The organism is Nonomuraea composti (assembly GCF_012034275.1).
Taxonomy (GTDB): Bacteria; Actinomycetota; Actinomycetes; order Streptosporangiales; family Streptosporangiaceae; genus Nonomuraea; species Nonomuraea composti.
The window spans coordinates 177488-202507 of sequence record NZ_JAATEP010000004.1 but is presented as its reverse complement, the minus strand read 5'-3'; the positions used below and the strand labels follow the sequence as shown (position 1 = coordinate 202507).

At 72.1% G+C, this 25020-nt stretch carries 23 protein-coding genes; 12 read left to right on the top strand and 11 right to left on the bottom strand.

The annotated features are described in order from the left end of the window. Nucleotides 1-52 precede the first annotated feature (52 nt). The 4 genes from HCN51_RS08295 to HCN51_RS08280 are packed head-to-tail and all read left to right on the top strand — an operon-like array spanning nt 53 to nt 4845. Nucleotides 53-943 (top strand): NAD-dependent epimerase/dehydratase family protein, encoded by an 891-nt coding sequence (locus HCN51_RS08295; RefSeq protein ID WP_168008382.1) that lies wholly within the window; start codon nt 53-55, stop codon nt 941-943. Next, nucleotides 943-1815: a 5-dehydro-4-deoxyglucarate dehydratase gene (locus HCN51_RS08290; RefSeq protein ID WP_168008380.1), complete on the top strand. Its 873-nt coding sequence runs from the start codon at nt 943-945 to the stop codon at nt 1813-1815. Before HCN51_RS08295 ends, HCN51_RS08290 begins: the two co-directional genes overlap by 1 nt. Beyond that, complete coding sequence (locus HCN51_RS08285; protein ID WP_168008378.1) at nt 1812-2864, top strand: mandelate racemase/muconate lactonizing enzyme family protein; 1053 nt, start codon at nt 1812-1814, stop codon at nt 2862-2864. The genes HCN51_RS08290 and HCN51_RS08285 overlap by 4 nt, the downstream gene beginning before the upstream one ends. A 31-nt stretch (nt 2865-2895) precedes the next feature. Continuing rightward, complete coding sequence (locus HCN51_RS08280; protein ID WP_168008375.1) at nt 2896-4845, top strand: DUF6807 family protein; 1950 nt, start codon at nt 2896-2898, stop codon at nt 4843-4845. Nucleotides 4846-4864: 19 nt separating this feature from the next. Here the strand turns inward: HCN51_RS08280 and HCN51_RS08275 are convergent, their stop codons facing one another. Further along, nucleotides 4865-5518, bottom strand: a complete 654-nt coding sequence (locus HCN51_RS08275) for a TetR family transcriptional regulator (protein ID WP_168008373.1) — start codon at nt 5516-5518, stop codon at nt 4865-4867. A gap of 108 nt (nt 5519-5626) precedes the next feature. Between HCN51_RS08275 and HCN51_RS08270 the strand changes: the two genes are divergently transcribed. From HCN51_RS08270 to HCN51_RS08250, 5 genes are read left to right on the top strand one after another with little or no spacing between them, the layout of a single operon-like run. Beyond that, nucleotides 5627-7258, top strand: coding sequence for an ABC transporter substrate-binding protein (locus tag HCN51_RS08270; protein WP_168008371.1), 1632 nt, complete (start codon nt 5627-5629; stop codon nt 7256-7258). Further along, the gene (locus tag HCN51_RS08265; RefSeq protein WP_168008369.1) at nt 7255-8193 is read left to right on the top strand and encodes an ABC transporter permease subunit; all 939 of its coding nucleotides are present in this window, start codon (nt 7255-7257) and stop codon (nt 8191-8193) included. The genes HCN51_RS08270 and HCN51_RS08265 overlap by 4 nt, the downstream gene beginning before the upstream one ends. Beyond that, nucleotides 8186-10072, top strand: a complete 1887-nt coding sequence (locus tag HCN51_RS58055) for an oligopeptide/dipeptide ABC transporter ATP-binding protein (RefSeq protein WP_168008367.1) — start codon at nt 8186-8188, stop codon at nt 10070-10072. Before HCN51_RS08265 ends, HCN51_RS58055 begins: the two co-directional genes overlap by 8 nt. Continuing rightward, entirely contained in the window at nt 10062-11042 is a 981-nt protein-coding gene (locus HCN51_RS08255) for an oligopeptide/dipeptide ABC transporter ATP-binding protein (protein ID WP_168008365.1), read from the top strand. The genes HCN51_RS58055 and HCN51_RS08255 overlap by 11 nt, the downstream gene beginning before the upstream one ends. Before the next feature lie 7 nt (nt 11043-11049). Beyond that, on the top strand, nt 11050-12273 hold the full coding sequence (locus HCN51_RS08250; RefSeq protein ID WP_168008363.1) for an acyl-CoA dehydrogenase family protein: 1224 nt from the start codon (nt 11050-11052) through the stop codon (nt 12271-12273). A gap of 128 nt (nt 12274-12401) precedes the next feature. Here the strand turns inward: HCN51_RS08250 and HCN51_RS08245 are convergent, their stop codons facing one another. Beyond that, the gene (locus HCN51_RS08245; RefSeq protein ID WP_168008361.1) at nt 12402-12995 is read right to left on the bottom strand and encodes a DUF6879 family protein; all 594 of its coding nucleotides are present in this window, start codon (nt 12993-12995) and stop codon (nt 12402-12404) included. Between the two features lie 76 nt (nt 12996-13071). After that, on the bottom strand, nt 13072-13674 hold the full coding sequence (locus tag HCN51_RS08240) for a helix-turn-helix domain-containing protein (protein ID WP_168008359.1): 603 nt from the start codon (nt 13672-13674) through the stop codon (nt 13072-13074). A gap of 115 nt (nt 13675-13789) precedes the next feature. Here HCN51_RS08240 and HCN51_RS08235 point away from each other — a divergent pair, with 115 nt between their 5' ends. Together HCN51_RS08235 and HCN51_RS08230 are read left to right on the top strand one after the other, a co-directional pair. Then, nucleotides 13790-14902 carry an NAD(P)/FAD-dependent oxidoreductase gene (locus HCN51_RS08235; RefSeq protein ID WP_346433577.1) on the top strand — a complete coding sequence of 371 codons (1113 nt, stop codon included), beginning with the start codon at nt 13790-13792 and terminating at the stop codon, nt 14900-14902. Further along, nucleotides 14899-16095 (top strand): MFS transporter, encoded by a 1197-nt coding sequence (locus HCN51_RS08230; RefSeq protein ID WP_168008357.1) that lies wholly within the window; start codon nt 14899-14901, stop codon nt 16093-16095. Before HCN51_RS08235 ends, HCN51_RS08230 begins: the two co-directional genes overlap by 4 nt. Before the next feature lie 14 nt (nt 16096-16109). On the opposite strand, the gene HCN51_RS08225 is transcribed toward HCN51_RS08230, so the two are convergent. From HCN51_RS08225 to HCN51_RS08190, 8 genes are all read right to left on the bottom strand, one after another. After that, nucleotides 16110-18287 (bottom strand): transglycosylase domain-containing protein, encoded by a 2178-nt coding sequence (locus tag HCN51_RS08225; protein ID WP_168008355.1) that lies wholly within the window; start codon nt 18285-18287, stop codon nt 16110-16112. Between the two features lie 74 nt (nt 18288-18361). Continuing rightward, the gene (locus HCN51_RS08220; protein ID WP_168008353.1) at nt 18362-18640 is read right to left on the bottom strand and encodes a hypothetical protein; all 279 of its coding nucleotides are present in this window, start codon (nt 18638-18640) and stop codon (nt 18362-18364) included. A gap of 330 nt (nt 18641-18970) precedes the next feature. Next, entirely contained in the window at nt 18971-19975 is a 1005-nt protein-coding gene (locus HCN51_RS08215) for a DUF6891 domain-containing protein (protein WP_168008351.1), read from the bottom strand. 9 nt (nt 19976-19984) lie between these two features. Further along, nucleotides 19985-20923: a polyphosphate polymerase domain-containing protein gene (locus HCN51_RS08210; protein ID WP_168008349.1), complete on the bottom strand. Its 939-nt coding sequence runs from the start codon at nt 20921-20923 to the stop codon at nt 19985-19987. Beyond that, nucleotides 20920-21459: a DUF4956 domain-containing protein gene (locus tag HCN51_RS08205; protein WP_168008608.1), complete on the bottom strand. Its 540-nt coding sequence runs from the start codon at nt 21457-21459 to the stop codon at nt 20920-20922. Before HCN51_RS08205 ends, HCN51_RS08210 begins: the two co-directional genes overlap by 4 nt. Before the next feature lie 88 nt (nt 21460-21547). Next, the gene (locus HCN51_RS08200) at nt 21548-22210 is read right to left on the bottom strand and encodes a response regulator transcription factor (protein WP_080042661.1); all 663 of its coding nucleotides are present in this window, start codon (nt 22208-22210) and stop codon (nt 21548-21550) included. Next, nucleotides 22207-23616, bottom strand: coding sequence for a sensor histidine kinase (locus tag HCN51_RS08195; RefSeq protein ID WP_206066712.1), 1410 nt, complete (start codon nt 23614-23616; stop codon nt 22207-22209). The genes HCN51_RS08200 and HCN51_RS08195 overlap by 4 nt, the downstream gene beginning before the upstream one ends. Before the next feature lie 15 nt (nt 23617-23631). Then, nucleotides 23632-24045 (bottom strand): hypothetical protein, encoded by a 414-nt coding sequence (locus tag HCN51_RS08190; protein ID WP_168008347.1) that lies wholly within the window; start codon nt 24043-24045, stop codon nt 23632-23634. 143 nt (nt 24046-24188) lie between these two features. Here HCN51_RS08190 and HCN51_RS08185 point away from each other — a divergent pair, with 143 nt between their 5' ends. Next, a complete protein-coding gene (locus HCN51_RS08185) occupies nt 24189-24971 on the top strand; it encodes an SDR family oxidoreductase (RefSeq protein WP_168008345.1) in 783 nt (260 codons plus the stop codon). Nucleotides 24972-25020: the final 49 nt, after the last annotated feature.

Genomic DNA, 25020 nt, shown 5'->3' with positions numbered 1-25020 from the left:
CGGACATGAAGGTTTAGTGCAACTGTTTGCAGTCTTGAAGGAGCCCCACACGGTGAGCAGAGTCCTCGTCACCGGAAGCGCCGGACGCCTCGGCCGCAGCGTGGTCAGCACGCTCGCGGCGGCCGGGCACGAGGTCATCGGCGTCGACCGCGCCCCAGGCACCCCGCCGGAGGCGGCGGTCACCCTGCCGGCCGACCTCACCGACACCGGTGAGACGTTCGAGGTCCTGGCCAGGTTCAGGCCCGAGTCGGTGATCCACCTGGCCGCGATCGCGACCCCGTTCAGCGTTCCGGAATCGGTGATCTTCAAGGTCAACACGCAGCTCGCGTACAACGTGTGCTCCGCGTCGGTGGCCCTGGGCGTGCCGGGCGTGGTGGTGGCCAGCAGCCCCACCGTCATGGGGTACGGCGCGCCCGGCGGCTGGACGCCGGCGTACCTGCCGATCGACGAGCAGCACCCGGTGCGCCCGTGGAACGCCTACAACCTGTCCAAGGTGACCGCCGAGGAGACCATGAAGGCGTACGCCAGGGCGGGCACGACCAAGCTGGCCGCCGTCCGGCCGTGCTTCGTCATCCCGCCCGAGGAGTGGGCGGGCGCGCCCACGCAGTCCGGCCACACGGTGCGCGAGCGGCTCGACCGGCCGGAGCTGGGCGGGGTGTCGCTGTTCAACTACATCGACTCCCGCGACGCGGCCGAGATGATCGCCGTGCTCTCCGAGGCGCTGCCCGACCTGCCGAACGGCGAGGTGTTCTTCGCCGGCGCCGCCGACGCGCTGGCCAGGAAGCCGCTGGCCGACCTGCTCCCCCAGGTCGTGCCCGGCACCGAGACGCTGGCCGCCGGGCTCACCGGCACCTCCCCCGCCTTCTCGACCGCCAAGGCACAGCGCCTGCTCGGCTGGCAGCCCAAGCGCAGCTGGCGTACCGAACTCAAGGATGTAACCTAATGAACCTCAGCGGTGTGCTGTTCTTCCCCGTCACCCCCTTCGACGCCGACGGCGCGCTCGCCGAGCAGGTGCTGGCCGAGCACGTACGGCAGGGCATGGAGCACGGGCCGGGCGGTGTCTTCGTGGCGTGCGGCACCGGCGAGTTCTCGGCCCTGTCGGAGGCCGAGCACGCGCGGGCGACGCGGGTGGCCACGCAGGTCGTGGCCGGGCGGGTGCCGGTGTTCGCGGGCGCGGGCGGGCCGATCGGCGCGGCGCTGAACCAGGCGCGGGCCGCCCGCGCGGCGGGCGCGGACGGGCTGCTGCTCATGCCGCCCTACCTCGCGCAGGGGCCGGGGCAGGGCTTCGAGGCGTACGTGCGGGCGGTCGCCGAGGTGCTGCCGGTGATCGTCTACCAGCGCGGCTCGGTGGTGCTGGAGCCGGAGGCCGTGGTGGCGCTGGCCGGCATCCCCGGCGTCATCGGGCTCAAGGACGGCCTGGGCGACATCGACCGCATGCAGCGCACCGTGCTGGCCGTGCGCGAGCAGTACCCGGACTTCCTGTTCTTCAACGGGCTGCCGACGGCCGAGCTGACCATGCCCGCCTACCGGGGCATCGGCGTGGAGCTGTACTCCAGCGCCGTGTTCGCGTTCGCGCCCGAGATCGCGCTGGCCTACCTCAACGGCGACGAGCGGCTGCTCACCGAGTTCTACGCGCCGCTCGTGCGCCTGCGCGGCAAGGTGCCCGGCTACCCGGTCGCCCTGGTCAAGGCCGGCGTGCGGCTGCGCGGCCTGGACGCCGGCGCCGTCCGCCCGCCGCTGGTCGAGGTGAGCGAGGAGCACCTGGCCGAGCTGGAGGCGCTGATCAAGACCGGGCTGGAGCTGGTCGCGCCATGACGATCGCCGACCTGCGTACGGAGCTGCGCACCGCGCCGCTGCCCCGGCCATGGGGCGCGGACGTGCCGGACAACCACGTGATCGTCACGCACGTCACGCTGAAGGACGGGCGCACCGGCACCGGCTTCTCCTGGACGCCGCAGATCGGCGCGCACGCCGTCAAGGCGCTGCTCGACCACGAACTGCGCGAGGCGCTGATCGGGCTGCCCGCGCACCCCGAGGTCGTGTGGGACCGGCTGTGGCGGCACCTGCGCGAGGCGGGCCCCGGCGGGATCACCACGATCGCGCTGGCCGGCGTCGACCTGGCGCTGTGGGACCTGCGCTGCGGTACGGAGTCGCTGCCCGACGTGCTGGGCCGGCGGCGCGAGGAGGTGCCGGTCTACGGCAGCGGCGTCAACCTGCACTACTCCCTGGAGGAGCTGGTCGCGCAGGCCGAGCGCTGGGTCGCGGCCGGCTACCGGGGCGTCAAGATCAAGGTGGGCCGGCCCGACCTGGCCGAGGACGTGGCGCGGGTGGCCGCCGTCCGCGAGGTGATCGGCCCCGACCGGCTGCTCATGATCGACGCGAACCAGCGCTGGGACCTGCACCGGGCCCGCCGGGCGCTGGCCGCGCTGCGCGCGTTCGATCCGCACTGGATCGAGGAGCCGCTGCCCGCCGACGACGTGGCCGCGCACGTGGAGCTGCGCCGCTCCATCGACATGCCGGTCGCGGTCGGCGAGAACGTCTACACCACCTACGGCTTCCGCGACCTGCTGGCGGCCGGGGCGTGCGACATCGTCCAGCCGAACGTGGTGCGGGTCGGCGGCATCACGCCGTTCCTGCGGATCGTGGAGCTGGCCAGGACGTACGACGTGCCGGTCTACCCGCACCTGCTGGGCGAGGTGTCGGGGCAGCTCGCGCTGGCGCTGCCGCTGCCGGTCATGGCCGAGGACGTGGAGGACGCCTCCTTCGCCCGGCTGGGCCTGCTGGCGCAGCCGTATCCCGTGGAGATCTCAGGTGGCGTGCTGCGCGCGGGCGGGCACGCCGGGCTCGGGCTGAGGTGGTCGTGATGGCACCCTTGCGAAAGCTGAGGTGGTCGTGATGGCGCCCGTGAAGGTGGTCCTGGCGGGCGCCACGGGCCACGGCAGGCACCACCTGGACATCCTGCGCGAGCTGGCCGGTCGTGGCGTGGTCGAGCTGGCCGGGGTCTGCGACCTGCGGCCCGTCGAGGTGGACTTCTGCGCGCCGCTCCAGTCGTCCGACCTGGGCGAGCTGGTCGCCAAGACCGGCGCGGAGATCACGATCGTCTGCACGCCGATCAACACGCACGCCGACCTCGCGATCGCCGCGCTGCGCGCCGGCTCGCACGTGCTGCTGGAGAAGCCGCCCGCGCCCAGCCCCGAGGAGCAGCGCAGGATCGCCGAGGTCGTCGCGGAGACGGGGCTGGCCTGCCAGGTCGGCTTCCAGTCGCTCGGCTCGGCCGCGATCCCCGCCCTGCGCAGGCTGATCGCGGACGGGCGGCTCGGCCGGGTGCGCGGCATCGGCGGCTGGGGCGCCTGGCACCGCCCGTCGGCCTACTTCACCCGCGCCGCCTGGGCCGGCAAGCGGCGCCTCGACGGCGTGGACGTGATGGACGGCGCGCTGACCAACCCGTTCGCGCACGCCATCGCCACCGCGCTGGCCCTGGCCGACGGCCCGATCGCGGAGATCGAGACCGAGCTGTTCCGCGCCCACCCGATCGAGTCCGACGACACCTCCTGCGTGCGGGTGCGGCTGGAGGACGGGTTCACGATCACGATGGCGGCCACGCTCTGCGCGCCCTGCGTCGAGCCGCCGCCGGGCAGGGGCGGGCGCGGCGAGGCCCACCTCGTCGTGCAGGGGGACGCGGGCCGGGCCACGCTGACGTACACGCACGACCGGCTGAAGGTGGAGCTGCCCGACGGCTCGGTCACCACGACCGTGCACGACCGGGTGGGGCTGCTGGAGAACCTCATCGACCACGTCCGCACGGGCGCCGAGCTGCTGGTGCCGCTGGCGGCCACCGAGCGGTTCACGCAGGTGCTGGACGCGATCCGGCTGGCGCCCGAGCCGACGCCCATCCCCGAGCGGCACCAGCTCGTCGAGCGGGACGCGGCCGGCGAGGTCGTCAGCCGGGTGCTGCCCGGCGTGGCCGACCTGGTCCGGCGCAGTGCGCTGGAGCTGGCGCTCTACTCCGAGCTGGACGTGCCGTGGACGCGGGTCGAGCTGCTCGTGGCCGGCCGCCCGGTGGCCGTCTACGAGCCGCGCCCCGACCTGCCCGCCACCGACTCGCCCCGCCCTTACCTGCACGCGGTGCGCACCCTCGGCGGAGTGGAGGTCACGCAGGTCCGGCCCGAGGACCATGTGCACCACCTCGGGGTCGGGGTGGCGATCTCCGACCTCGGCGGGGTGAACTTCTGGGGCGGGCGCACATATGTCAAGGACCAGGGGCCGACCTGGCTGGACGACCACGGCACGCAGCGGCACGTGGCCTTCACCCGCCTCGACGACGGCGGCTTCACCGAGCACCTGGAGTGGATCGGGCCGGACGGCCGCCCGGTGGTCCGCGAGGAACGCACGGTGGCCGCGCGGACGCTCGGGCAGGGCTGGGCGCTGGACTTCGCGTTCACCCTCACGAACCTGACCGGCGCGCCGCTGGAGATCAACAGCTCGGCCACCAAGGGCCGCGCGGGCGCCGGCTACGGCGGCTTCTTCTGGCGCGCCCCCGGCACTTCGGTGGAAAGGAGCACCCTCCCGGGAGACGAACGGGCCGTGCACGGCAGCACCGGCCCGTGGCTGGCCATGTCCGGCACCACGCCGGAGGGCCGGGACTGGACGCTCGTCTTCGCCCAGGCGGACGGCGACCCCTGGTTCGTCCGGGTCGAGGAGTATCCGGGGGTGGGGCAGGCGCTGGCGTGGGAGCGGCCGCTCACGTTCGGGACCACGCTGAGGCGGCGGGTCGTCACGGCGGTGCTGGACGGCCGCCTGGACGCGGACGCGGCCTGCGCCGTGGCGGGTGAGCTGCTGCGCTGACCGTCCCCTTCGCCCCCGTTCAGGACGGGCCGGAGGACTCGTGGTTCGAGGTCGCCCTCAGCCAGCGCAGCGCGCCGCGTGACAGGGCCGTCAGGATGTCGGCGGCCTCGTCCAGGTCGGGGTAGCGGCCCTCCAGGTGGCCCATGGCCAGGGCGTTGGTGGCGGCGTTGATGCCGTCGGCGATCATCTCCAGCCGCCGCCGGTCGCGCTCGTCGTCGGCGGTGTAGCCGAGGGCGGCCAGGTCGGCGGCGTGGTGCTCGCGGTAGGCGGCGGCCGTCTCCACCGCGAAGTCGCGCAGCGAGGAGGAGGGGTCGTGGCGCGCCCTGATCTGGATGCGCAGCAGCTCGGGGTGCCGGCAGATCGACTCCAGCGGGATGCGGAACGTCTCGCGGTGCAGGCCGAGGTCGCCGGGGTGCTCGCGGGCCTTGCGGCGCGCCTCGCGCATGGTGGCGCGCAGCCGCTCGCCGCCCTCCTCGGCGAGCACCCGCAGCAGCTCCTGCATGTCCTTGAAGTGCACGTAGAAGCTGGACTGCGCGATGCCTGCGGCCTTGGCGACCTTGACGGTGCTCAGCCCCGCCTCGCCCTCCTCGTCGAGGATGGCCAGGGCGGCGCGGATGAGCTTGCGCCTGGTCAGGTCTTTCGCCTCGCTTCTCGTGAGCGGTGTGCTCGTCATGAGTCCCCTCCCCTCCCGTAACGATTCTCCCGCGCCACTTGTGCGGAATTTCACCGATAGTACTATCGGTGAAATTGCTCTCGGGGGATCAGCCGGGAGGAGGCGTGGATGAAACGCTGGAGGACGCCGGTCACGTTGTCGCTGGCCGCGATGGTGATGCTGGCGTGCAGCGGCCAGCGGCCGGCCGAACCGCAACCACAATCGCAGTCCGGAGCGCCGGCCGCGACCGGGCCCGCCCAGGGCGGGCGCCTGGTCTACGCGGTCAGCGCGGACGCCAACGGGTTCAACCCGGTCACCGACCAGTTCGCGGCACAGAGCTACAGCATGACGGGCACCATCATCGAGCCGCTGGTCGCCGTGGCCGCCGACGGCTCCTGGAAGCCGTACCTGGCCGAATCGCTCACCCCCAGCAAGAAGTACGACGAGTGGACCATCAAGGTCAGGCCGGGCATCTCCTTCTCCGACGGCATCTCCCTGACCGGTGACATCGTCAAGGCCAACCTCGAAGCCCAGAAGCGCTCCCCGCTGACCGCCGCCGCCATGATGCCGATCAAGTCGTTCGAGCTGGCCGACCCGATGACGGTCAAGGTCGTCCTGAACCAGCCGTGGGTGGCCTTCCCGTACTTGCTGGCCGTGCAGACCGGCATGATCGTCCCGCCGGCCTCGCTCAACGACCCCAAGACGGCCAGCCTCAAACCCGTCGGCACCGGGCCGTTCGTCTTCAAGGAGTACGTGCCGGACAACCGCATGGTCGTCACCCGCAACCCGCACTACTGGCGCGTGGGCCTGCCGTACCTGGACGAGATCGAGTTCAGGATCCTGCCCGACACGCAGACCCGCGCCCAGACCCTCGAAGCGGGCGGCGTGGACGCCATCGGCACCTCCCGCGACGAGGACCTGACCAAGTTCGGCGCCATGAAGGACCAGTACACCGTGCACCGGGCCCAGGGCATGGCCGTGGCCGAGTACATGTTCCTGCTCAACACCGCCGTGCCCCCGCTCGACGACGTACGCGTACGCAGGGCCCTGGCCCACGCCATGGACCGCGAGACCGTCATCAAGACCCTGCGCGGCGGCCTGACCGAGCCCGCCGACGGCCCCTGGTCCAAGGACTCCCCCTGGTACGCCCCCGGCGGCTACCCCGCCTACGACCTGGCCAAGGCGACCGCCCTGGTCAAGGAAGTCGAGGCGGAGAAGGGCCCGATCCGCTTCGAGCTGATCTCCACCCCCGACCCGAACACCATGCAGGGCGTCGAGCTGGCCCAGGACATGTGGCGCAAGGCCGGCATCGAGGTGTCGATCAAGCAGGCCGACCAGGCCGACCTGATCAACCGCGCCATCACCGGCAACTTCTCCGCCACCGTCTGGACCCAGTTCTCCGCCCAGGACCCCGACGGCGAGTACGTCTGGATGCACCAGGCCTACGCCAAGCCCGTCGGCGCCATCTCGCTCAACATGACCAGGCTCAAGGACGAGAAGCTGAGCGCCGCCCTCGACACGGGCCGGACGAGCCCGGACGAGGCCACCCGCAAGCAGGCGTACGCCACCGTGCAGCAACGGCTGCGCGACCAGGTGCCGTACGTGTTCGTCGACCACCTGAACACCGGCGCCGTCATCGCCAAGACGAAGGTGCGCGGCATCGGCGAGCACGTCCTGCCCGACGGCGAGAAGGGGCTCCCGCTGACCGGCTCGCCCATCCCGTACCACCCGTTCACCCAGCTCTGGGTCAGCGAGCGGTGATCGTCCTCCACCGGCTCGCCCGGCTCCTGGTGGTGCTGGTCGTGGTGACGTTCCTGTCGTTCGTCCTGCTCAACCTGCTGCCCGGCGACCCGGTCACGCAGATCCTGGGCCTGTCGGCGACCGAGGAAGCCCGCGCGCAGCTGCGCCAGGAGCTCGGGCTCGACCAGCCGCTGCTGGTGCGCTACCTCGACTGGCTCGGCGGCCTGGCCGGCGGCGACTTCGGCACCTCGTACATCACGAGGATGCCGGTCGGCGCCGAGCTGGCCGAGCGGCTGCCCGTCACGCTGGAGCTGCTGGTCGCCGCGCAGATCGTGGCGCTCGGCCTGGCCGTCCCGGTGGGCGTGGCCGCCGCGCGCCGCGCCGGGCGCGCCCTCGACCAGGCGCTCACCGCGCTCAGCTTCGCGCTGCTGTCCACGCCCGTGTTCGTGCTCGGGGTGCTGCTGATCCTGCTGTTCGCCGTCACCTGGCGGGTGGTGCCCGCGACCGGCTGGACGTCCCTGTCGGTCGACCTGGGCTGGAACCTCACCTCCGTGGTGCTGCCCGCCGTGACGCTGGGCTGCGGGCAGTTCGCCGTGTACGCGCGGCTGCTGCGTACCGACCTGATCGCCACCCTCCAGGAGGACTACATCACGCTGGCCCGCGCCCGCGGCCTGTCGCCGCGCCGCATCCTGTGGCGGCACGCGCTGCGCCCCTCCGCGATCACCCTGATCACCGCCATCGGCCTCAACCTGGGCGCCCTCATCGGCGGCACCGTCATCATCGAGACCCTGTTCGGCCTGCCCGGCGTCGGGCGGCTCATCGTCGACTCCATCTTTTCCCGCGACTACCTGACGGTGCAGGGAGGCGTCGTGCTGATCTCGGTCGGCTACGTGGTCGTGAACTTCGCGGTGGACCTGGTGTACGCCGCCGTCGATCCCCGGATCCGTCGTGCGTAGGCGGCTCGGGTTCGGGGTCTGGCTCGCGGCGGGCTGGATCGGGCTGGTGCTGCTGGCCGCGCTGCTGGCGGACTTCCTGCCGTTCGCCCGCTACGACGAGACGCTGGCCGGTCCGCCGCAGTCGGGGCCCAGCGCCGCGCACCCGTTCGGCACCGACGGGCTCGGCCGCGACGTGCTCAGCAGGGTCGTGTACGGGGCGCGCGTCTCGCTCGGCGTCGGCCTCGGCGCCGTCCTGCTCGGCCTGGGCGTCGGCGCGCCGCTCGGCATCCTGGCCGGCTACCGGCGCAGGGCCACGGACGCGGTCATCATGGCCGTCAACGACGTGGCGCAGGCGTTCCCCGCGCTGGTGTTCGCGCTGGCCGTGGTCGCCTTCGCCGGGGCGAACCTGCGCAACGTGCTGATCGTCCTCGGCGTGCTCGGCGTGCCCTCCTGGGTCCGCCTCATCAGGGGCGCCACGCTCAGCTTCGCCGAGCGCGAGTTCGTGCTGGCCGCGCGCGTGCTCGGCACCCGCGACCGGCGCATCCTGTGGCGCGAGATCCTGCCGAACGTGGCCGTGCCCGCCGCCTCCTACGCCTTCATCGGCATGGCCGTGGTCGTGGTCGCCGAGGGCAGCCTGGCCTTCCTCGGCCTGTCCGTCCAGGCGCCCACCCCCACCTGGGGCGGGCTGATCAACGAGGGCCGCACGCTCATGGAGACCGCGCCGCACGTCGTGCTGGCCCCCTCGGTCGTCATGTTCCTGACCGTGCTGTCGTTCAACCTGGTCGGCGACCGGCTGCGGGCGCTGACCGACGTGCGCGAGATCGGCCTGGAGCCGGTACGCGCGCCCGCCGCGCTCCCGCTGCCCACCCCCACCCACCCCGTCCGCGACACCCTCCTCCAGGTGGAGGAGCTGCGCACGCACTTCGTCACGCCGCGCGGCGTCGTCAAGGCCGTGGACGGCGTCTCGTTCACCCTCGACCGCGGCCGCACCCTGGCCGTCGTCGGCGAGTCCGGGTCCGGCAAGTCCATGCTGATCCGCTCCGTCCTGGGCCTGCTGCCCGGCACCTCGATCAGGGGTGGCCACGTGTACCTGTCGGGCGACGACCTGACCGCCTACGGCCCCGCCGAGATGCGCCCGGTGCTCGGCCGGCGGCTCGGCACCGTGTTCCAGGACCCGATGACCGCGCTGAACCCCGTCCGCACGATCGGCACCCAGGTCATGGAGCCGCTGCGGGTGCACCTGCGCATGAGCCGCCGCCGGGCCCGCGCCGAGGCGGTCGAGCTGCTCGCCTCGGTCGGCATCCCCGACCCCGTCCGCATGCTGCGCCGCTACCCGCACCAGTTGTCCGGCGGGATGCGGCAGCGGGTGACGATCGCCATGGCGCTGTCGTGCCGGCCGGACGTGCTGTTCGCCGACGAGCCGACCACCGCGCTCGACGTGACCATCCAGGCGCAGGTGCTGCGGCTGCTGCACCGGCTGCGCGCGGAGCGGGACATGGCCGTGGTCCTGGTCAGCCACGACCTGTCCGTGGTCGCCCAGTGGGCGGACGAGGTCATCGTCATGTACGCCGGAAAGGTCGTCGAGCGGGGGCCGGCCGCCGAGGTGTTCGCGCGGCCCCGCATGCCGTACACCGAGTCGCTGCTCCAGGCGGCGCCCCGGCTCACCGACCCCGTGCACCACCGGCTCCGCGTCATCCCCGGCCGGCCGCCGGACCTGGCGCACCTGCCCGCCGGATGCGCGTTCCACGCGCGCTGCCCGTACGCGCGGGAGCGCTGCGAGCTGGAGCCGCCACCCCTCTCCGAGGATCACCATCACCAGTACGCCTGCTGGTATCCGCGCCCGGGCGCCACCGCCGAGCAGGACGTCAGGACGACAGGAGCTGACAGCCGTGGCCGGTAGCGGAACCGCGCACCTGCGCCCCGATGACGATGTGCTGCTGCGGGTGGAGGATCTGGTGGTGGAGTTCCCCGCAGGGCGGGGCCGCACCGTCCGTGCGGTCTCCGGAGTGAGCTTCGACCTGGCACGCGGCGAGACGCTCGGCATCGTCGGCGAGTCCGGCTGCGGCAAGTCCAGCGCCGCGCGGGCGCTCGTGCAGCTCCCGCCGCCGCGCTCCGGCTCGGTCAGGCTGGACGGCCTGGAGCTGACCGCCCTGCGCGGCGAGGCCTTGCGCAGGACCCGCCGGCGCCTCCAGATGATCTTCCAGGACCCCATCTCCTCGCTCAACCCGCGCCGCCGCGTCCGCGACATCGTCGGCGAGGGCCCGCGCGTGTGGCAGCTGCCCGGCGACCGCGTGGACGAGGTCCTGGAGGCCGTGGGCCTCGACCCGGCCACGGCCGCCGAGCGCCGGCCGCACGAGTTCTCCGGCGGGCAGTGCCAGCGCATCTCCATCGCCAGGGCGCTGATCCTCGACCCCGAGGTGGTGATCTGCGACGAGCCCGTGTCGGCGCTCGACGTCTCGGTGCAGGCCCAGATCCTCGGCCTCCTTGAGGACCTGAAGGCCCGCTACCGGCTCACCCTCGTCTTCATCGCCCACGACCTGGCCGTGGTGAAGAACGTCAGCGACCGCATCCTCGTCATGTACCTGGGCAAGGTGTGCGAGCTGGCGCCCAGCGCCGACCTGATCAGCCGCCCGGCGCACCCGTACACCCGGGCCCTGATCGCCTCCATCCCCGGCGGCGGCGGTCTCGACCTGCCGCCCGCCGACACGTTGATCAGTGGCGAGCCTCCGTCGCCGGTCGACCCGCCCTCTGGGTGCCGCTTTCGTACGAGATGTCCGCGCGCCGCGCCGCGGTGCGCCACGGAGGAGCCCCCCATCAGGCAGGTCGGCGACGACCACTGGCTCGCCTGCCACTTTCCCGTCAAGGAGTAATACCGAAATGGCGATCGATTTCACCCTTGCCCCCGAGCACGAGGAGATCCGCAAGCGGGTCCGCGCCTTCATCCAGGGCACCGTCATGCCGGCCATGGAGGACCTGAAGGAGGGCGACCGCGACCAGTACCTGCGCACGATCTTCCACCTGCGCTCGCTGGCCAGGGCCGAGGGCCTGTGGCTGCCCCACATGCCGAAGGAATGGGGCGGCATGGGCCTCGGGCACGTCGAGCTGGCCATGGTGCAGTCGGAGGCGGCCAAGACCCGCATCGGGCCGTGGGTGCTCAACTGCCAGGCCCCCGACGAGGGCAACATGCACACCCTCCTCCACTGGGCCACCGACGAGCAGAAGGAGAAGTACCTGCGGCCGCTGCTCGACGGCACGCAGATGTCCTGCTTCGCCATGACCGAGCCGGAGGTGGCCGGCTCCGACCCCACCCTGATCCGCACGCAAGCCGTCCAGGACGGCGACGAATGGATCATCAACGGCCACAAGTGGTTCATCTCCAACGCCCGCCGGGCCAACTTCGCCATCCTCATCGCCCGCACCGAGCCCGACGTGCCCGAAGGCTCACGCGGCGCCAACACCGCCTTCCTCGTGGACCTGCCCAACCCCGGCTGGAACGACGTCCGCGAGGTGGAGACCATGCACGGCTCCACCGGCCACAGCGAGATCGTCATCAAGGACCTGCGCGTGCCCGGCAGCGCCATCCTCGGCGGGCGCGGCAACGGCCACCGCCTCGGGCAGTACCGCCTCGGCCCGGCCCGCCTCGCCCACTGCATGCGCTGGATCTCCCAGGCCGAGACCGCCCTCGACATGATGGTCGACCGGGCGCTCAAGCGCTACAGCCACGGCTCCCTGCTCGCCGAGAAACAGGGCATCCAGTGGCTCATCGCCGACTCGGCCATGGAGCTGTACCAGTGCAAGCTCATGGTCCTGCACGCCGCCTCGAAGATCGACAAGGGCGAGGACTTCCGTACGGAGGTCTCGATGGCCAAGCACTTCGTGGCCGGCAGCCTCAACCGGATCATCGACCGGGCCATCCAGGTGCACGGAGCCCTGGGGTACTCGACGGACACGCCGCTGGCGAGCATGTTCCAGCACGCCCGCTGGGCCCGCTTCGCGGACGGGGCCGACGAGATCCACCAGATGCGCATCGCCGAGCGCACGATCGCCGCCTACCAGGCGACCGGCTCCACCAGCTCCGCCACCGGCGGCCTGCCCCTCTGACCCTTCTCCTCCCGTACAGCACCCCTCACCGGGGAAGGCCGGCCTCCGCGGGGTCCGGTGCCGCGCGCCCGACCCACTGCTGAAGGGCCGAGACGGGAAGCCACCACACCGACTGGGCCGGGGACCCGTCAGACCGTCACCGTCGGGGCGGGGAGCGGCATGATCTCGCGCTCGTAGTAGGGCCGCAGCTCCTCGCCCCGCTGGAACAGCTTGTCGAGCTCCCCCTGGCAGGCCTCGATCACCTCCCGGTCGTCGATCCGCCGCGCCCCACTGTGCGCTCCGGTCTCGTCGTACGTGACCTCGTACATGGCCACCGTCCCGAGCACGACCAGCTCCGGCAGCCGCCTGCCCACCTCGATCTCGGCCACCTCGCCCGCGTCGAGCACCCGGACCTGCTCGGCGGCCTCGCCTCTCAGGGCCAGCAGGTGGGCCTCCCACCGCACGTACGACGTGACCGGCTGCTCGACGATCCGGATCCGGCGCCGGGGGAACCTCTTGGCCGGGCGCTCGCGCGGCGCCCCGCGCCCGTCGTCGACCAGCTTGAGCGAGCGGTCCCAATCGCCCTCCACCATCGCGGCCCAGCTCGGCTCGCCCCGGAAGCTCTGCAGCCGTTCGAGCTTCCAGAACACGCCGTCGAGCTGATGGAAGTTCGGCCAGAAGTCGTCGAGGTACTCGTCCGCGCTCAGCACGGCGGCCGGTATCTCGTGAATGCGCTCAAGCACAGGTCCCTGCCAATCACCACGAAGTTCTTAAGTGGTATCTCCCCAGGTCAGCTCGGGCGATTCTGCACCGATCCGATCAATTCCCCTCTCGAGAGCGAGGCTTGGCCCGCACGTGCATCCGCTCCCCCTGCCTCCCGAACAGGTTCAGCACCTCCACCGGCGAGTCCCCCGCCGCCCCGAACCAGTGCGGCAGGCGCGTGTCGAACTCGGCGGCCTCACCCGGCCCCAGGATCAGATCGTGGTCGGCCACGACGAGCCGCACCCGCCCCGAGAGCACGTACATCCACTCGTAGCCTTCGTGCGTGATCGGCCGCGGCTGGTTCTGCTCGGCCGGAATGATCGACTTCCACGCCTGCAGCGGCCCCGGCTGCGTCGTCAGGGGCACCACGGTCCGCCCGTTGCGGACCAGCGGCTTGGCGCGGACGCGCGGATCACCGATCTCCGGCGCGCCCACCAGCTCGTCGAGCGGCACCTGGTGCGCCTGCGCGATCGGCAGCAGAAGCTCCAGGCTGGGGCGCCGCTGCCCCGACTCCAGCCGCGACAGCGTGCTCTTGGAGATGCCGGTGGCCTCCGCCAGCGCCGACAGGCTCACCTGCCGCTGCGTGCGGATGCGCCTCAGCCGCGGCCCCACCTGCGCCAGCGTCTCGGCCAGCGCGGCCTGCTGCTGCACCGTTCCCATCCCGGTCCTCCTCATCGTACGGGCACACCGCTCCCCTCCCACTGTTCCAGAAACAGCAACAGAAGTTGTCATCCGGGACCTCTCGGTCGCACCATCGGCGCCGGAGGTGATCGCTGTGAACAAGGCGATGAACGCACACGACTCCGGCGAGCTGAGCTACGACGTGGTGATCGTCGGCGCCGGGGCCGCCGGCCTGAACGCCGCCCTGCTGCTGGGACGCGCGCGGCGCAAGGTGGCCGTGATCGACGCCGCCGAGCCGCGCAACGCCCCGGCCGGGCACATGCACGGCTTCCTGTCCCGCGACGGCCTGCCCCCTGCCGAACTGCTCGAACTCGGGCGCGCCGAGATCACCCGGTACGGCGTACGGCTCATCGCGGACCGGGCCGAGAACATCAGCCACCAGTCAGCTGAAGACGGTGGGCCCGCCTTCACCGTCCGGCTCGCGGGCGGCCAGGTGCTCGGGGCCCGCCGCATCCTGGTGGCCACCGGCCTGCGTGACGAGCTGCCCGACCTGCCCGGCGCCCGCGAGCGCTGGGGCAAGGACGTGCTGCACTGCCCCTACTGCCACGGCTACGAGGTACGCGACCAGCCCCTCGCCGTCCTCGGCACCCACCCCGGCGCGGTGCACCAGGCCCTGCTGCTGCGCCAGTGGAGCGACGACGTGCTCTTCGTCCGGCACACCCTCGACCTGACGCCCGAGGACAGGGACCGCCTGGAGTGCCACGGCCTGCGCGTCATCGACGGCACGATCGACCGCCTCGCCGTCGAGGACGGCCGGCTGCGCGGCATCGAGCTCACCGACGGCCGCGCGCTCCCCCGCGCCGCCGCCTTCCTCGTCCCGCGCATGGTCCCGCAGGACGAGCTGCTGACCGGCCTGGGCTGCGCCAAGGACGACGGCGGCTGGGTCGTCACCGACCGCACCGGCCGTACCAGCGTCCCGGGTGTCTGGGCGGCCGGCAACGTCATCGACCCGCGCGCTCAGGTGGTCACCGCGGCGGGCATGGGCTCGGCCGCCGCCTTCGCCATCAACGGCGACCTGACGGAGGAGGACGTGCGACGCTCCGTCGAGCGGCGCCGCCCGGCCCGCCCGCACAGTGCCCGCTCGGAAGCCGCCCGCCCGAACGATGCCCACCTGAACGGGGCCCGCGCGAACGATGCCCACCCGGAAGCTGAGCGTCCGGAAGCTGGGCGTTCGCACGCCGGCCGCAGGGAAGGGGCGGGCCGGTGAGCGTCGAGACCGCACGGGGGCGACGGCCGCGGCTCGCCCGCGGCCGCCTCCCCCTCGGGGTGTACCTGCTGGCGTTGAGCCTGTTCGCGATGGGCAGCGCGGAGTTCCTGCTCGCCGGCGTCCTCCCGGCGATCGCCGGCGATCTGCGGATCACCCTGTCGTCCGCCGGGGCGCTGATCTCGGCGTTCGCCGCCGCCGTGGTCGTCGGCGGCCCGCCGCTGGCGATCGTGACCCTCCGCTGGCCGCGCCGGACGGCGCTGGTGGCCACGCAGGCCGCCTTCGCCGCCTGCGTGGTGGTGGGCGTCCTGACCGACAGTTACGCGGTGCTCCTGGTGACGCGTTTCCTGTCGGGCCTCGCGTACGCCGGTTTCTGGGCGGTGGCGGCGGTGACGGCGATCGGCCTGGTGCCGCCGGACCGTGCGGCGCGCGCCTCGGGCGTCGTCGTCAGCGGTCTGAGCCTCGCGATGGTGGCCGGCGGCCCGGCCGGCACGCTGGTCAGTTACTTCACCGGCTGGCGCGGCGGCTTCTGGGCGGTGGCCGGCCTCACGGTCGCCGGCGCGATCCTGACGCTGGTGGCGCTGCCCGCCACGACCGCGCGCGGCACCGCCAGTGTGCGGGACGAGCTGCGTACGATGCGACGCCCCCAGCTGTGGATCGTGTACGCGGCCACCCTCCTCAGCACGGCCGCCTACATGATCACCTACAACTACCTCGCGGCGTTCCTGTCGGACGTCACCCGCGTGCCCGGCATCTGGATCCCCGCGATCCTGACGTTGTTCGGCGTCGGGGCCTTCGCCGGGCTGTCCATCGGGGGCCGGATCGCCGACCGGCTGCCCACCCACGCCCTCCTGGCCGGAACGCTCGGCATCCTGGTCACCTCGGTCCTGCTCGGGGCCTTCGCCAGGCACGCGATCGCCGTCGTCCCCCTGGTGCTGATCCTGGGGGTGGCCGGGTTCGTCCTGAATCCGGCGATCTACGGGCGGGTGTTCGCCATCGCGGGCCAGGCGCCGACCCTGGCCGGCGCCGCCACCGTCTCCGCGTTCCAGCTCGGCATCAGCCTCGTGCCCGGCTTCGCCGCCGTCGTGCTGGAGGCCGGGGCCGGGACCGAGGCCATCCCGTGGCTGGGCGCCGGCCTGGCGGCGCTCACCACAGGGCCCATCCTGCTCGACCGCATGCTGTCGCGCCGCGCCTGATCGGGCGCAGCGGCTCAGCCGCCCCCGAACGGCTGGGTGCCGTCGTCGACGGTGGTGCCACCGTCACCAGGGCCGCCGGAATCACCGCCGTCGCCGTGGTTGCCATTGTTTCCGTTGGTGCCGTGATTGCCGTTGTCGCCGCTGTCGTCCAGCGTCGGGTCGCCGCCGTCGCCCAGCGGATCGTCACCCACGGCCCCGTCGTCGTCGGGGGCACCGGCGCAGGCGGGGTCGGCCGCGCAGGCCGGGTCGGCCCCGGTGTCGTCGCCCTGGTCCTCGGACGGGTCCTTGGTCGGCTTCGGCGCCGGCTTCTGTACCAGGTCGTGCGGCTCCCCCGCGAAGGCGGGCGGCGGGAACTGCTCGACCGGCTTGCCCGCCATCGCGACCGCCATGAAGTCCCGCCAGATCTTGGTGGGCGTCCCGGCGCCCTGGATGTTCCCGAGGGAGACCTCCTTCTTCAGGGCGTATCCGTTGGGGTCCTTGAGGACCTTCCGCGTCTTCGGATCGACCTGCGGGACCTCCTTGTACATCCCGACCGCCGCGGACAACTGAGGCGTGTACCCGACGAACCACGCCTCCTTGTTCTCGTTGTTCGTGCCGGTCTTCCCCGCGATCGGCCGCCCGTCGGGCAGCGCGGTGCCCCTCGCCGTGCCGTACTTGACGACCTGCTGCATCGCGTAGGTGGAGTCGGCGGCGGCGTCCGGGCTGATGACCGTCCTGGTCTGCGCGGCCTCCTTCATGACGGTCTTCCCGATGTACGTCTTGACCGTCAGGACCACGTGCGCGTCGTGGTGCACGCCGCCGTTGGCGAAGATGCCGTACCCGGTGGCCTGCTCGACCGGGGTCACCAGGCCGGCGCCGATGGACATGCCGTACGCGTGGTCCTTGATCGCCCGTTCCACGTCGTCCTTGTCGATCCCGGCGCCCTCGGCGATCTTCGCGACCTCCTCCAGGCCGACCTCCTGCGCCATCGTCGCGAACGCCGTGTTCACCGACTCGGCGGTGGCCCGGTCGATCTGCACGGCCGGGCCCACGTCGTGCGAGTTGCCGATCGGCTTCGTGCCCGGCAGCGTGACCGGCCCGTCGCCGGACACGTAGCTCCGCAGGCTGTACCCCTTCTGCAGCCAGGCGGCCAGCACGTACGGCTTGAAGGCCGACGCCGCCTGCTTGTTCGCGTCGAAGGCGTTGTTGGTGAAGCTCTTCAGGTAGTCGTGGCCGCTGTAGAACGCGACCACCCGGCCGTTACGCGGGTCGACGGCCGCCATGTTCGCGTGGATGTACTTGTCGCCGACGGCCGCGAGGTTGCTCTCGACCGCCTTCTTCGCGGCCTGCATCAGCTTCTTGTCGAACGTCGTCGTGACCCGGTACCCCTCCTTGCGCAGGCGCTCCCGGCTGATCCCCCGCTTCTCCAGCTCCCGCTGCACGATGTCGACCATGTAGCCGTTGATGCCCTTGAGGGTCTCCTTCTTGTCCAGCCTGGCCAGCTTCGGGAACTTCGCCGTCTCCGGCAACCGTCCGTACTTCGCCGGATCCACGATCGCCATGCCCCGCGTCACGTACGTGAACCGCTCCTTGGTCGGCGCCCAGTTCTTCGCCGACTCCGCCCGGTCGAACGCGTCGGGGCTCTGGATCCGGCCCGCCAGGTACGCCCCCTCGGCGGGCGTCAGCTTGTCCACGTCCTTGTCGAAGAACGCCTGTGCGGCGGCCTGGATCCCGTTCGCGCCCCGACCGAAATAAATGGTGTTCAGGTAATTGGCGAGGATCTCGTCCTTCGACATCTCCTTGCCCGCGCGGATCGAGACGAAGATCTCCTTGACCTTACGCGCCAGTGTCCGTTCCTGGCTGAGGCCGTCGTAGTAGCCGCGCGCCATCTCCTGCGTGATCGTCGAGCCACCCTGCACCTGCTGGCCCGTCACCGTGCTCCACACCGCCCGCATGATCCCCGACACCGAGATGCCCGGGTCAGTACGGAACGTCCGGTTCTCGGCGGCGATGAACGCATCCTGGACGTGCCGCGGAACCCTCGAGATCGGCACGATCTCCCGCTTGGTGCCCAGCCGCGCGATCTCCGTCTTGCCGTCCCGGTAGTAGATGATGCTGCCCTGCTCGGTGGCGTGCTGCTGCGTCTCCTTGGGGAGCGGGGTGAGCGCGTACGCCACCATGACCATCCCGAACAGCCCCGCCACCAGGACCACGACCCCGACGACGACCAGCTTCCAGCTCGGTATGAACCGCTTCCACCCGGTACGCCGCCTCCGCCCGCCATCATCTACGGGCGAGCCACCTTCGCCGCCCCCGGCCCCACCACCGCGACCACCGTCGGACCCGCCGGCCGCCCGGGCAGCGCGACCACCCTCGGATGCGCCGACCGCTCGCCCAGTGTGACCGGCACCGGCACCACCCGCCCGCCGGCGCCCGCGCCGCCCGTCACCCGGCCCGCCGGCTCCTTCGAAACGCTCCTGCCCGTCAGCCTGGCGGGGCGTGACCCCGCGATCGCCCGCGCCTTCCCTGGACGGGCGCCGGCGCCTTCGCGGACGCCCCGATGCACCGGACCACCCCTCGGCGTTCTGGTCACGACCGGTCGATTCCGGCCCAAAGCTGCTGTTACTCACGGATCCTTGGTTCACTCAAACGGAGACGCGATGGATAGCGGTTAGCCATAGTAGTAATGATCGCCAGATCGCGCGCCAAAATCCCACATCTCCCCACCGCGCTGCCCGCGCTGCACCCGCCGCGCCGCGCGATCGCACCGCACCGAACCGCCCCTCGACGCCGGCGCACCGCGCTGCCGCCCGCCGCACCGGCGCACCACCACAGCGCACGCCGACGCACCGCGCTGCCCCGCACTGCCCTGCGGCGCGCCGCTCCCACCGCTGCGTCATGACCAGGTGAGCAGTTCCAGGTCCCCCAAGTCCCGCAGCCCGATGCGGTCCTCCTCCGCGAGGATCGCGACCATCGCCAGCGCCTCGTCAAGCGTCACATACCGCCCATGGGAGCAGCCGGCCTCCACGTCCGGCGTCTCGGCCCAGAGGCGGGTTCCGCCCTCCCACGCGAACTGGAGCACGTCGCCCGACCGGCCCTCGTAGCAGGCGAAGTTGCCGTCGCGGGAGGTCAGCCACAGCAGCAGGTCGCGGCTTTCCTGAGCCGTCATGACGACCGGGTCGTCCGAGTGGGCGGCCCAGGCGTAGTCGCAGAAGGTGACTCGCAGCCCAGGCTGAGGGTCGGGCGCGCGGGTCTCACCCGGCTCCGGATGCTGCGGGCCTGAGGGCTCCGGATGGTGCGACAGCCAGGCGAAGCGGCGCCGTTGCCAGGTCATCGGCACGTGGATGCGTTGCCCGGCGTCGCCGTCCCACTCGACCCGCAGCCCCCGCCGCCGGAGCGTCTCCGCGATCTCGGCGCCGATCCGGTCGGGGCGGGGGTCGCACTCGAGGTCGGCGGGCCCGAAGGCGAGGTGGAGGCCGCCGCCCGCCACGGCGCGCTCGGCGTCCTGCTCGTGGTAGAAGACGTAGCCGCGCACCCCGGACAGGCCGGCGATCTCGCCTCTGATGTCGGTGAGCCCGCAGGTCATGCAGCACGTGTAGTGCTCGCGGGCAAGGATCCCGGCCTGGGCGAGCTCGCCCATGGCCAGGCTGAGCCGGTCGTTGTCGGTGATCGCGGACCAGCGGGCCTGCGCGGCGAGGTGGGCGGCGAACTCCTCGGCGGTGACGTCTCTGACGGCTTCGTCCAGCAGGGCCTGGTCGTCGACCTCGTGCGCCCAGGTTTCGAGCACGCCTCGGACGACGCGTTCGAAGTCGTGCCGCCCGGCGGCCACGGCCGTGTGGATCGCCTCCGTGATCTGGTCGCGAACGGATTCATCGAGCAACTGCCACTGGGCGACGTTCATGGCGGATCACTATGCCAGCCGGTCACGGCGTTCGGCCGCCGCCGCGAGGAGGCCGCCGGGCTCCGCCCCAGGTACTCGGGTGGCGGCAAGGTGGCGGGGGCTCGGCCGGTGGACGAGGTAGCGCCGCAGCACGGGCTGCCACCGGTTGGCGGGTTGCTCCAGAAGGGCGGCGACCGCGAGGCAGTATTTGCTCACGCTCACCGGCCGGACCCCGAGGCCGCGCAGCACCTTGTCGACCAGCGCCTTTCCGTCGACCGACTTGGACTCCAGCAGCACCAGGTCTCCCCGCGCCGGAGCGCTGCCCCGCCCGTCGCGGAACATCAGCCCCGTGTCGCAGGTCAGCCGCGCCATGCCGGACCGGTCGATGAGGGTGACCCGCTTGTAGTCGGTGGCCAGCACCGGCTCCAGCGTCTCGGGCGCGATGAGGTGCAGCTCGCCGAGCAGCGTGTCGCGGACGAAATCCAGCGCTTCGTCGGTGAGCGTGTCGCCGGGCACGCCGTCGTAGGGGATGCGGTGCTTGTCGGTGCTGCCGCGCCCGCCGCTGAGCTTGAGCTCCAGCCACCGCCCGCCGCCGTCGAGGTACGTACGGGTGCGGAGCTTGAACCTGCGCCGCCGGTCCTGCCGATGCTGGTGGTAGGTGAGCAGGCACGGGGTGTCGAAGTAGGTGGAGGTGTAGCGGAACTGCCGCCGGCCCTCGATGCACAACGCCAGGAACCGGTCACCCAGCTCGGCCGCGAGCCGCGCCATGGTGGCGGTGGTGACGATGTACTTGTGGTCCATCCGGCTCATCAGCTCGGGCACGTCCTCCAGCCCGATCGGCGGCATGCTGGCGGCGACCCCCGCGAGCAGCGCCTCCGCGTACGGTTCGGTCGTTCCCGCCTCTCCTGCCGACTGTGGGGAGCCCGCCATGCCCGCCGGGCGTCGGGGGCGTCCTGGGTGGCGTCTCATCGCACACCTGCCCGCGCGTTGGGCGTCACATAGCGGACGTCCACCACCGTCACATCCCGCACGTAGTCCACCTGCGTGATCTCGCACTGCAGCACCCGGGCCCGCAACCGGCTCTCCAGGTCCACCCGCAGCGCCTCCGGGTCGGCGTGCACGACGTCCAGGGTCACGAGCTGGTGGCGGGTCCGGCCGAGGAGGCCGGGGTGGTCGGCGATGTACATGACGGCCAGCAGCACGCCGTTGAGCAGGAGGGCCGTCAGCGGCCAGGCGGCGGCGATGCCGTTGACCAGGCCCAGCACGATCGCGACGAAGTAGTAGGCGATCTCCTGCTGGGTGATCTCGCTGGATCGCAGCCGGATGATGGACAGCACGCCGAACAGCCCGAACCCGACGGCGATGTCGACGCGCTGGACCAGCAGCAGCGACACGACCGCGAAGATGCCCACGTTGAGCGCGATGTAGGCGAAGAGCAGGTCGCGCCGGTGGTGGCGCCGATAGTAGAGGCCGTAGGCGAGCAGGGTGATCGCCACGAGGTCCATCGTCAATCCGGACAGCACAGCCGCTCCTTCCGCAGTGTTCCCGGTGAACAGCTTGGTGGTGGGGGGTGAAGCGGTGGTGAGGTGAAGATTAGGCAACTCTCATGCGATAGCCCGTGCCCCGCACCGTCTCGATGCGGTCGGCGCCGATCTTGCGGCGCAGGTAGCGTACGTAGACGTCCACCACGTTGGAGCCGGGGTCGAAGTCGAACCCCCACACGTGGCTGAGCAGCTGCTCGCGCGTCAGCACCTGGTCGGGATGCCGGCAGAAGATCTCGGCCAGCGCGAACTCCCTGGTGGACAGGTCCACCGCCCGGTCGCCGACGTAGACGCGGCGCGTCCGCAGATCGAGCGACAGGTCGGAGACCCGCAGCACGGTCACCTCGGGCGTGCGGTCGGCCCGCAGCCGCAGCCGCACCCGGGCCAGCAGCTCCTCGAAGGCGAAGGGCTTGGCGATGTAGTCGTCGGCGCCGCCCTCCAGCCCCGCGACCGTGTCGCTCACGCTGTCGCGCGCGGTCAGGATGATCACCGGGATGGTCACCATGGACCCGCGCAGCCGCCGCAGCACGGTGAACCCGTCGCTCAAGGGCAGCCCGATGTCGAGGATGAGCAGGTCGAAGCCGCCGGCGCTGGCCAGGTCGTACGCCGCCACCCCGTCCGCGACGACGGCGGTCACGAAGCCGTTGGCGCGCAGGCCCTTCTCCACGAAGGAGGCGATGCGCGCTTCGTCCTCGGCGATCAGAATCCGGTTCAACTGAGCCTCCACAGCTCCCACAACGGAAGGGACATGACGAAGCAGGCCCCTCCTCCAGGTGCCTCCGTCGCCTTCACCGTGCCTCCATGGGCCTGCGCGATGGATCTGACGATGGCCAGCCCGAGCCCGGCCCCGTCGTGGGCGCCGGTGCGGCCGGCGCCGCGGACGAACCGTCCGAAGATCCGCTCGCGTTCGGCCGGTGCCACGCCGGGACCGCTGTCGCGTACCCACAGCTCGACGCGCCCGTCACGCACGGCGGAGCCGACGGCGATCACGTCGCCGTCGGCGGTGTGGCGCACGGCGTTGGCCACGAGCTGCATGAGCGCCTGCGTGAGGCGGTGGCGGTCGGCGGGCAGGCGGGCCTCGGCCACCTCGTCCACCCGCCACTGGCGGTCGCCGAGCGCGCGGGCCTTGGCGACGACGCTGACGGTGAGGTCGGCCAGCTCGACGTTGTCGAGCGCGAGGAACCCGGGCTGCTCCGCCTTGGCGAGGGTGAGCAGGTCGTCGACGATGCGGTTCATCCGGTCGAGCTCGTCGGTGACGAGGGCGAGGGTTTCGGCGCGGTCGTCGGGGTCGTCGCTCATCAGCTCGAGGTGGCCGCGGATGACCGTGATCGGCGTGCGCAGCTCGTGGCCGGCGTCGTCCATGAAGTGGCGCTGCACGACGAAGGCCTGTTCGAGCCGGTCGAGCATGTGGTTGAACGTTGAGGCGAGCGCCGCGACGTCGTCGTCGCCCGGCACGTCGAGCCGGCGGGTCAGGTCGCTGGAGTCGCTGATCTGCTCGGCCGTCTGGCGGACGAGCCGTACGGGCGACAGCACCTGCCCCGCGACCAGCCAGCCGGCGGCTCCCGCCAGCGCCATCGCGGCCAGCGCGGACAGGCCGAGCACGCCGACGGCGTCGACGATGTCGTCACGGTTGCGGTCGTAGAAGTGCGCGACGACGAAGTGCCCGCGCCGGGGGTCGCCGGACACGCTGACCGGGATCACGGCGTAGTGGACCGTTCCCTTGCTGGTCTCCATCTCGTGGCGCTCGACTCTGGTGGCCCTGGCCATGCGGGCGACCAGCCGCTCGTCGGTGTCGAGGCGGACCGGCGGCGGCACCGCGCTGATCTTGTGGGCCTTGCCGTCGAGGATGCTGAAGAAGGTCTCCCACCGGTCGGGCGCGTTGAGCTGGAGGTAGCCGATCAGCAGGTCTTCGACGTCGGCCAGCGGCTGCCCCGACTGGGGGTCGTGCGCGCTGGCGGCGTAGCGGCGGAGCTTTTCGACCTCGTTGCCCAGCTCGAGCTCCATCCGGTGGTCGAGGCGGGCGAGCAGCGTGGACCAGGTCACGGAGACGGCGACGGCCAGGGCGATTCCGACGACGACGAGCATCCAGCCCACGATCCGGGCCCGGGCGCTCAGCCGCATGTGGCCGCCTTCCCATCAGTCGTCGCCGTCATCGTCGCCACCACCATCGTCGTCATCATCGTCGTCGCCACCGGGCCTCGGGGAGGGCGGCTTGACCGGCTCCGCCTTGGTCTTGCGCGGGGCAGGCCGCTGCTCGGCCCGGACCGGCCGCTCGCTCTTGGACGGCTCGGGACCGGCCTTCGGTGACGCCTTGGCGGAGGTCGCCGGCTCGGCGTCGCCGGTATCGCCCGCGCGGCCGGGCTGCTCGGGCGGGCTACCGTCGTCACCGCGTACGGGCCTGGCCGCGCTGCCCCGGCCGGACGACGGGGAGACCACGACGGGCCCGCCCAGGTCGAGCTCTTCGTCGGCCGCCCGCACCAGCCCCACCGTCATGACCCCGGCCGCCGCCGCCACGAGGGCCAGGAGGATGACCGTTCCCCGATGTTTCATGCGCTCGACCCTGCCGCCCTTCGAGGAGACCACGCTGAGGTGCAGATGAGAAACCTCTCATCTGCCTCCCCTCCCCGCAGTAGAATCACGTTCGGTATGCGTGGTGGGCAGGCGCGGCGGCAAAAGCCGGGAGGAGAGCGCTCATGCGGGTACAGGACAAGGTCGTCGTCGTCACGGGCGCCGCGAGCGGCATAGGCCGGGCCCTGGCACGCAGGTTCGCCGACGAGGGCGCGAAGGGCGTGGTCGTGGCCGACCTCGACGAGGCGGGCGCCACCGCCGTGGCCAAGGAGATCGGCCCGCGCGCGACCCCCGTACGCGCCGACGTCTCCAAGGAGGAGGACGTGGCCGCGCTGGCCGACACCCCGTTCGGCCCCGTCGACCTGTTCTGCTCCAACGCCGGCGTCATCGGCGGCCACGGCCTGGACGCCCCCGACCAGGAGTGGCGCACCCTGTACGCGGTGAACGTCCTGGCCCACGTGTACGCCGCCCGCGCCGTCGTCCCCTCCATGGTGGCCAGGGGCGGCGGCTACCTGCTCAACACGTGCTCGGCCGCGGGCCTGATCAGCTGCCCGGGCGACGCGCCGTACGCGGTGACGAAGGCGGCGGCGGTCGCGTTCGCCGAGTGGCTGGCCATCCACTACGCCCCCAAGGGCATCAAGGTCAGCGTCCTGTGCCCGCAGGGCGTACAGACGGCGATGCTGGAGCACGGCATCGGCACCGATCACCTGACGGCCAGGGCGGTGCGCGCGTCGGGCGCGATCCTCGACCCGGCCGACGTGGCGGCGGCGGTGGTCGACGGCCTGGCGGCCGAGCGGTTCCACATCTTCCCGCATCCGGAGGTCGCCGAGTACGCCCGCCGCAAGGCCGAGGACCCGGACCGCTGGCTGGCCGGGATGGCCGGTTTCGTCGCCGGACTAGAGCCCTGACCTCGGCGTTCGTGTGACGGGTGAGGCGTTTGAGGTGAGCGGCCGGGGT

What these genes read in the sequence shown, in the direction of transcription:
- HCN51_RS08290 (WP_168008380.1), top strand. Translation starts at nt 943, where the DNA reads ATGAACCTCAGCGGTGTGCTGTTCTTCCCCGTCACCCCCTTCGACGCC.
- HCN51_RS08285 (WP_168008378.1), top strand. Translation starts at nt 1,812, where the DNA reads ATGACGATCGCCGACCTGCGTACGGAGCTGCGCACCGCGCCGCTGCCC.
- HCN51_RS08280 (WP_168008375.1), top strand. Translation starts at nt 2,896, where the DNA reads ATGGCGCCCGTGAAGGTGGTCCTGGCGGGCGCCACGGGCCACGGCAGG.
- HCN51_RS08275 (WP_168008373.1), bottom strand. Translation starts at nt 5,518, where the DNA reads ATGACGAGCACACCGCTCACGAGAAGCGAGGCGAAAGACCTGACCAGG.
- HCN51_RS08270 (WP_168008371.1), top strand. Translation starts at nt 5,627, where the DNA reads ATGAAACGCTGGAGGACGCCGGTCACGTTGTCGCTGGCCGCGATGGTG.
- HCN51_RS08250 (WP_168008363.1), top strand. Translation starts at nt 11,050, where the DNA reads ATGGCGATCGATTTCACCCTTGCCCCCGAGCACGAGGAGATCCGCAAG.
- HCN51_RS08240 (WP_168008359.1), bottom strand. Translation starts at nt 13,674, where the DNA reads ATGGGAACGGTGCAGCAGCAGGCCGCGCTGGCCGAGACGCTGGCGCAG.
- HCN51_RS08215 (WP_168008351.1), bottom strand. Translation starts at nt 19,975, where the DNA reads ATGAACGTCGCCCAGTGGCAGTTGCTCGATGAATCCGTTCGCGACCAG.
- HCN51_RS08210 (WP_168008349.1), bottom strand. Translation starts at nt 20,923, where the DNA reads ATGAGACGCCACCCAGGACGCCCCCGACGCCCGGCGGGCATGGCGGGC.
- HCN51_RS08205 (WP_168008608.1), bottom strand. Translation starts at nt 21,459, where the DNA reads ATGGACCTCGTGGCGATCACCCTGCTCGCCTACGGCCTCTACTATCGG.
- HCN51_RS08195 (WP_206066712.1), bottom strand. Translation starts at nt 23,616, where the DNA reads ATGCGGCTGAGCGCCCGGGCCCGGATCGTGGGCTGGATGCTCGTCGTC.
- HCN51_RS08190 (WP_168008347.1), bottom strand. Translation starts at nt 24,045, where the DNA reads ATGAAACATCGGGGAACGGTCATCCTCCTGGCCCTCGTGGCGGCGGCG.
- HCN51_RS08185 (WP_168008345.1), top strand. Translation starts at nt 24,189, where the DNA reads ATGCGGGTACAGGACAAGGTCGTCGTCGTCACGGGCGCCGCGAGCGGC.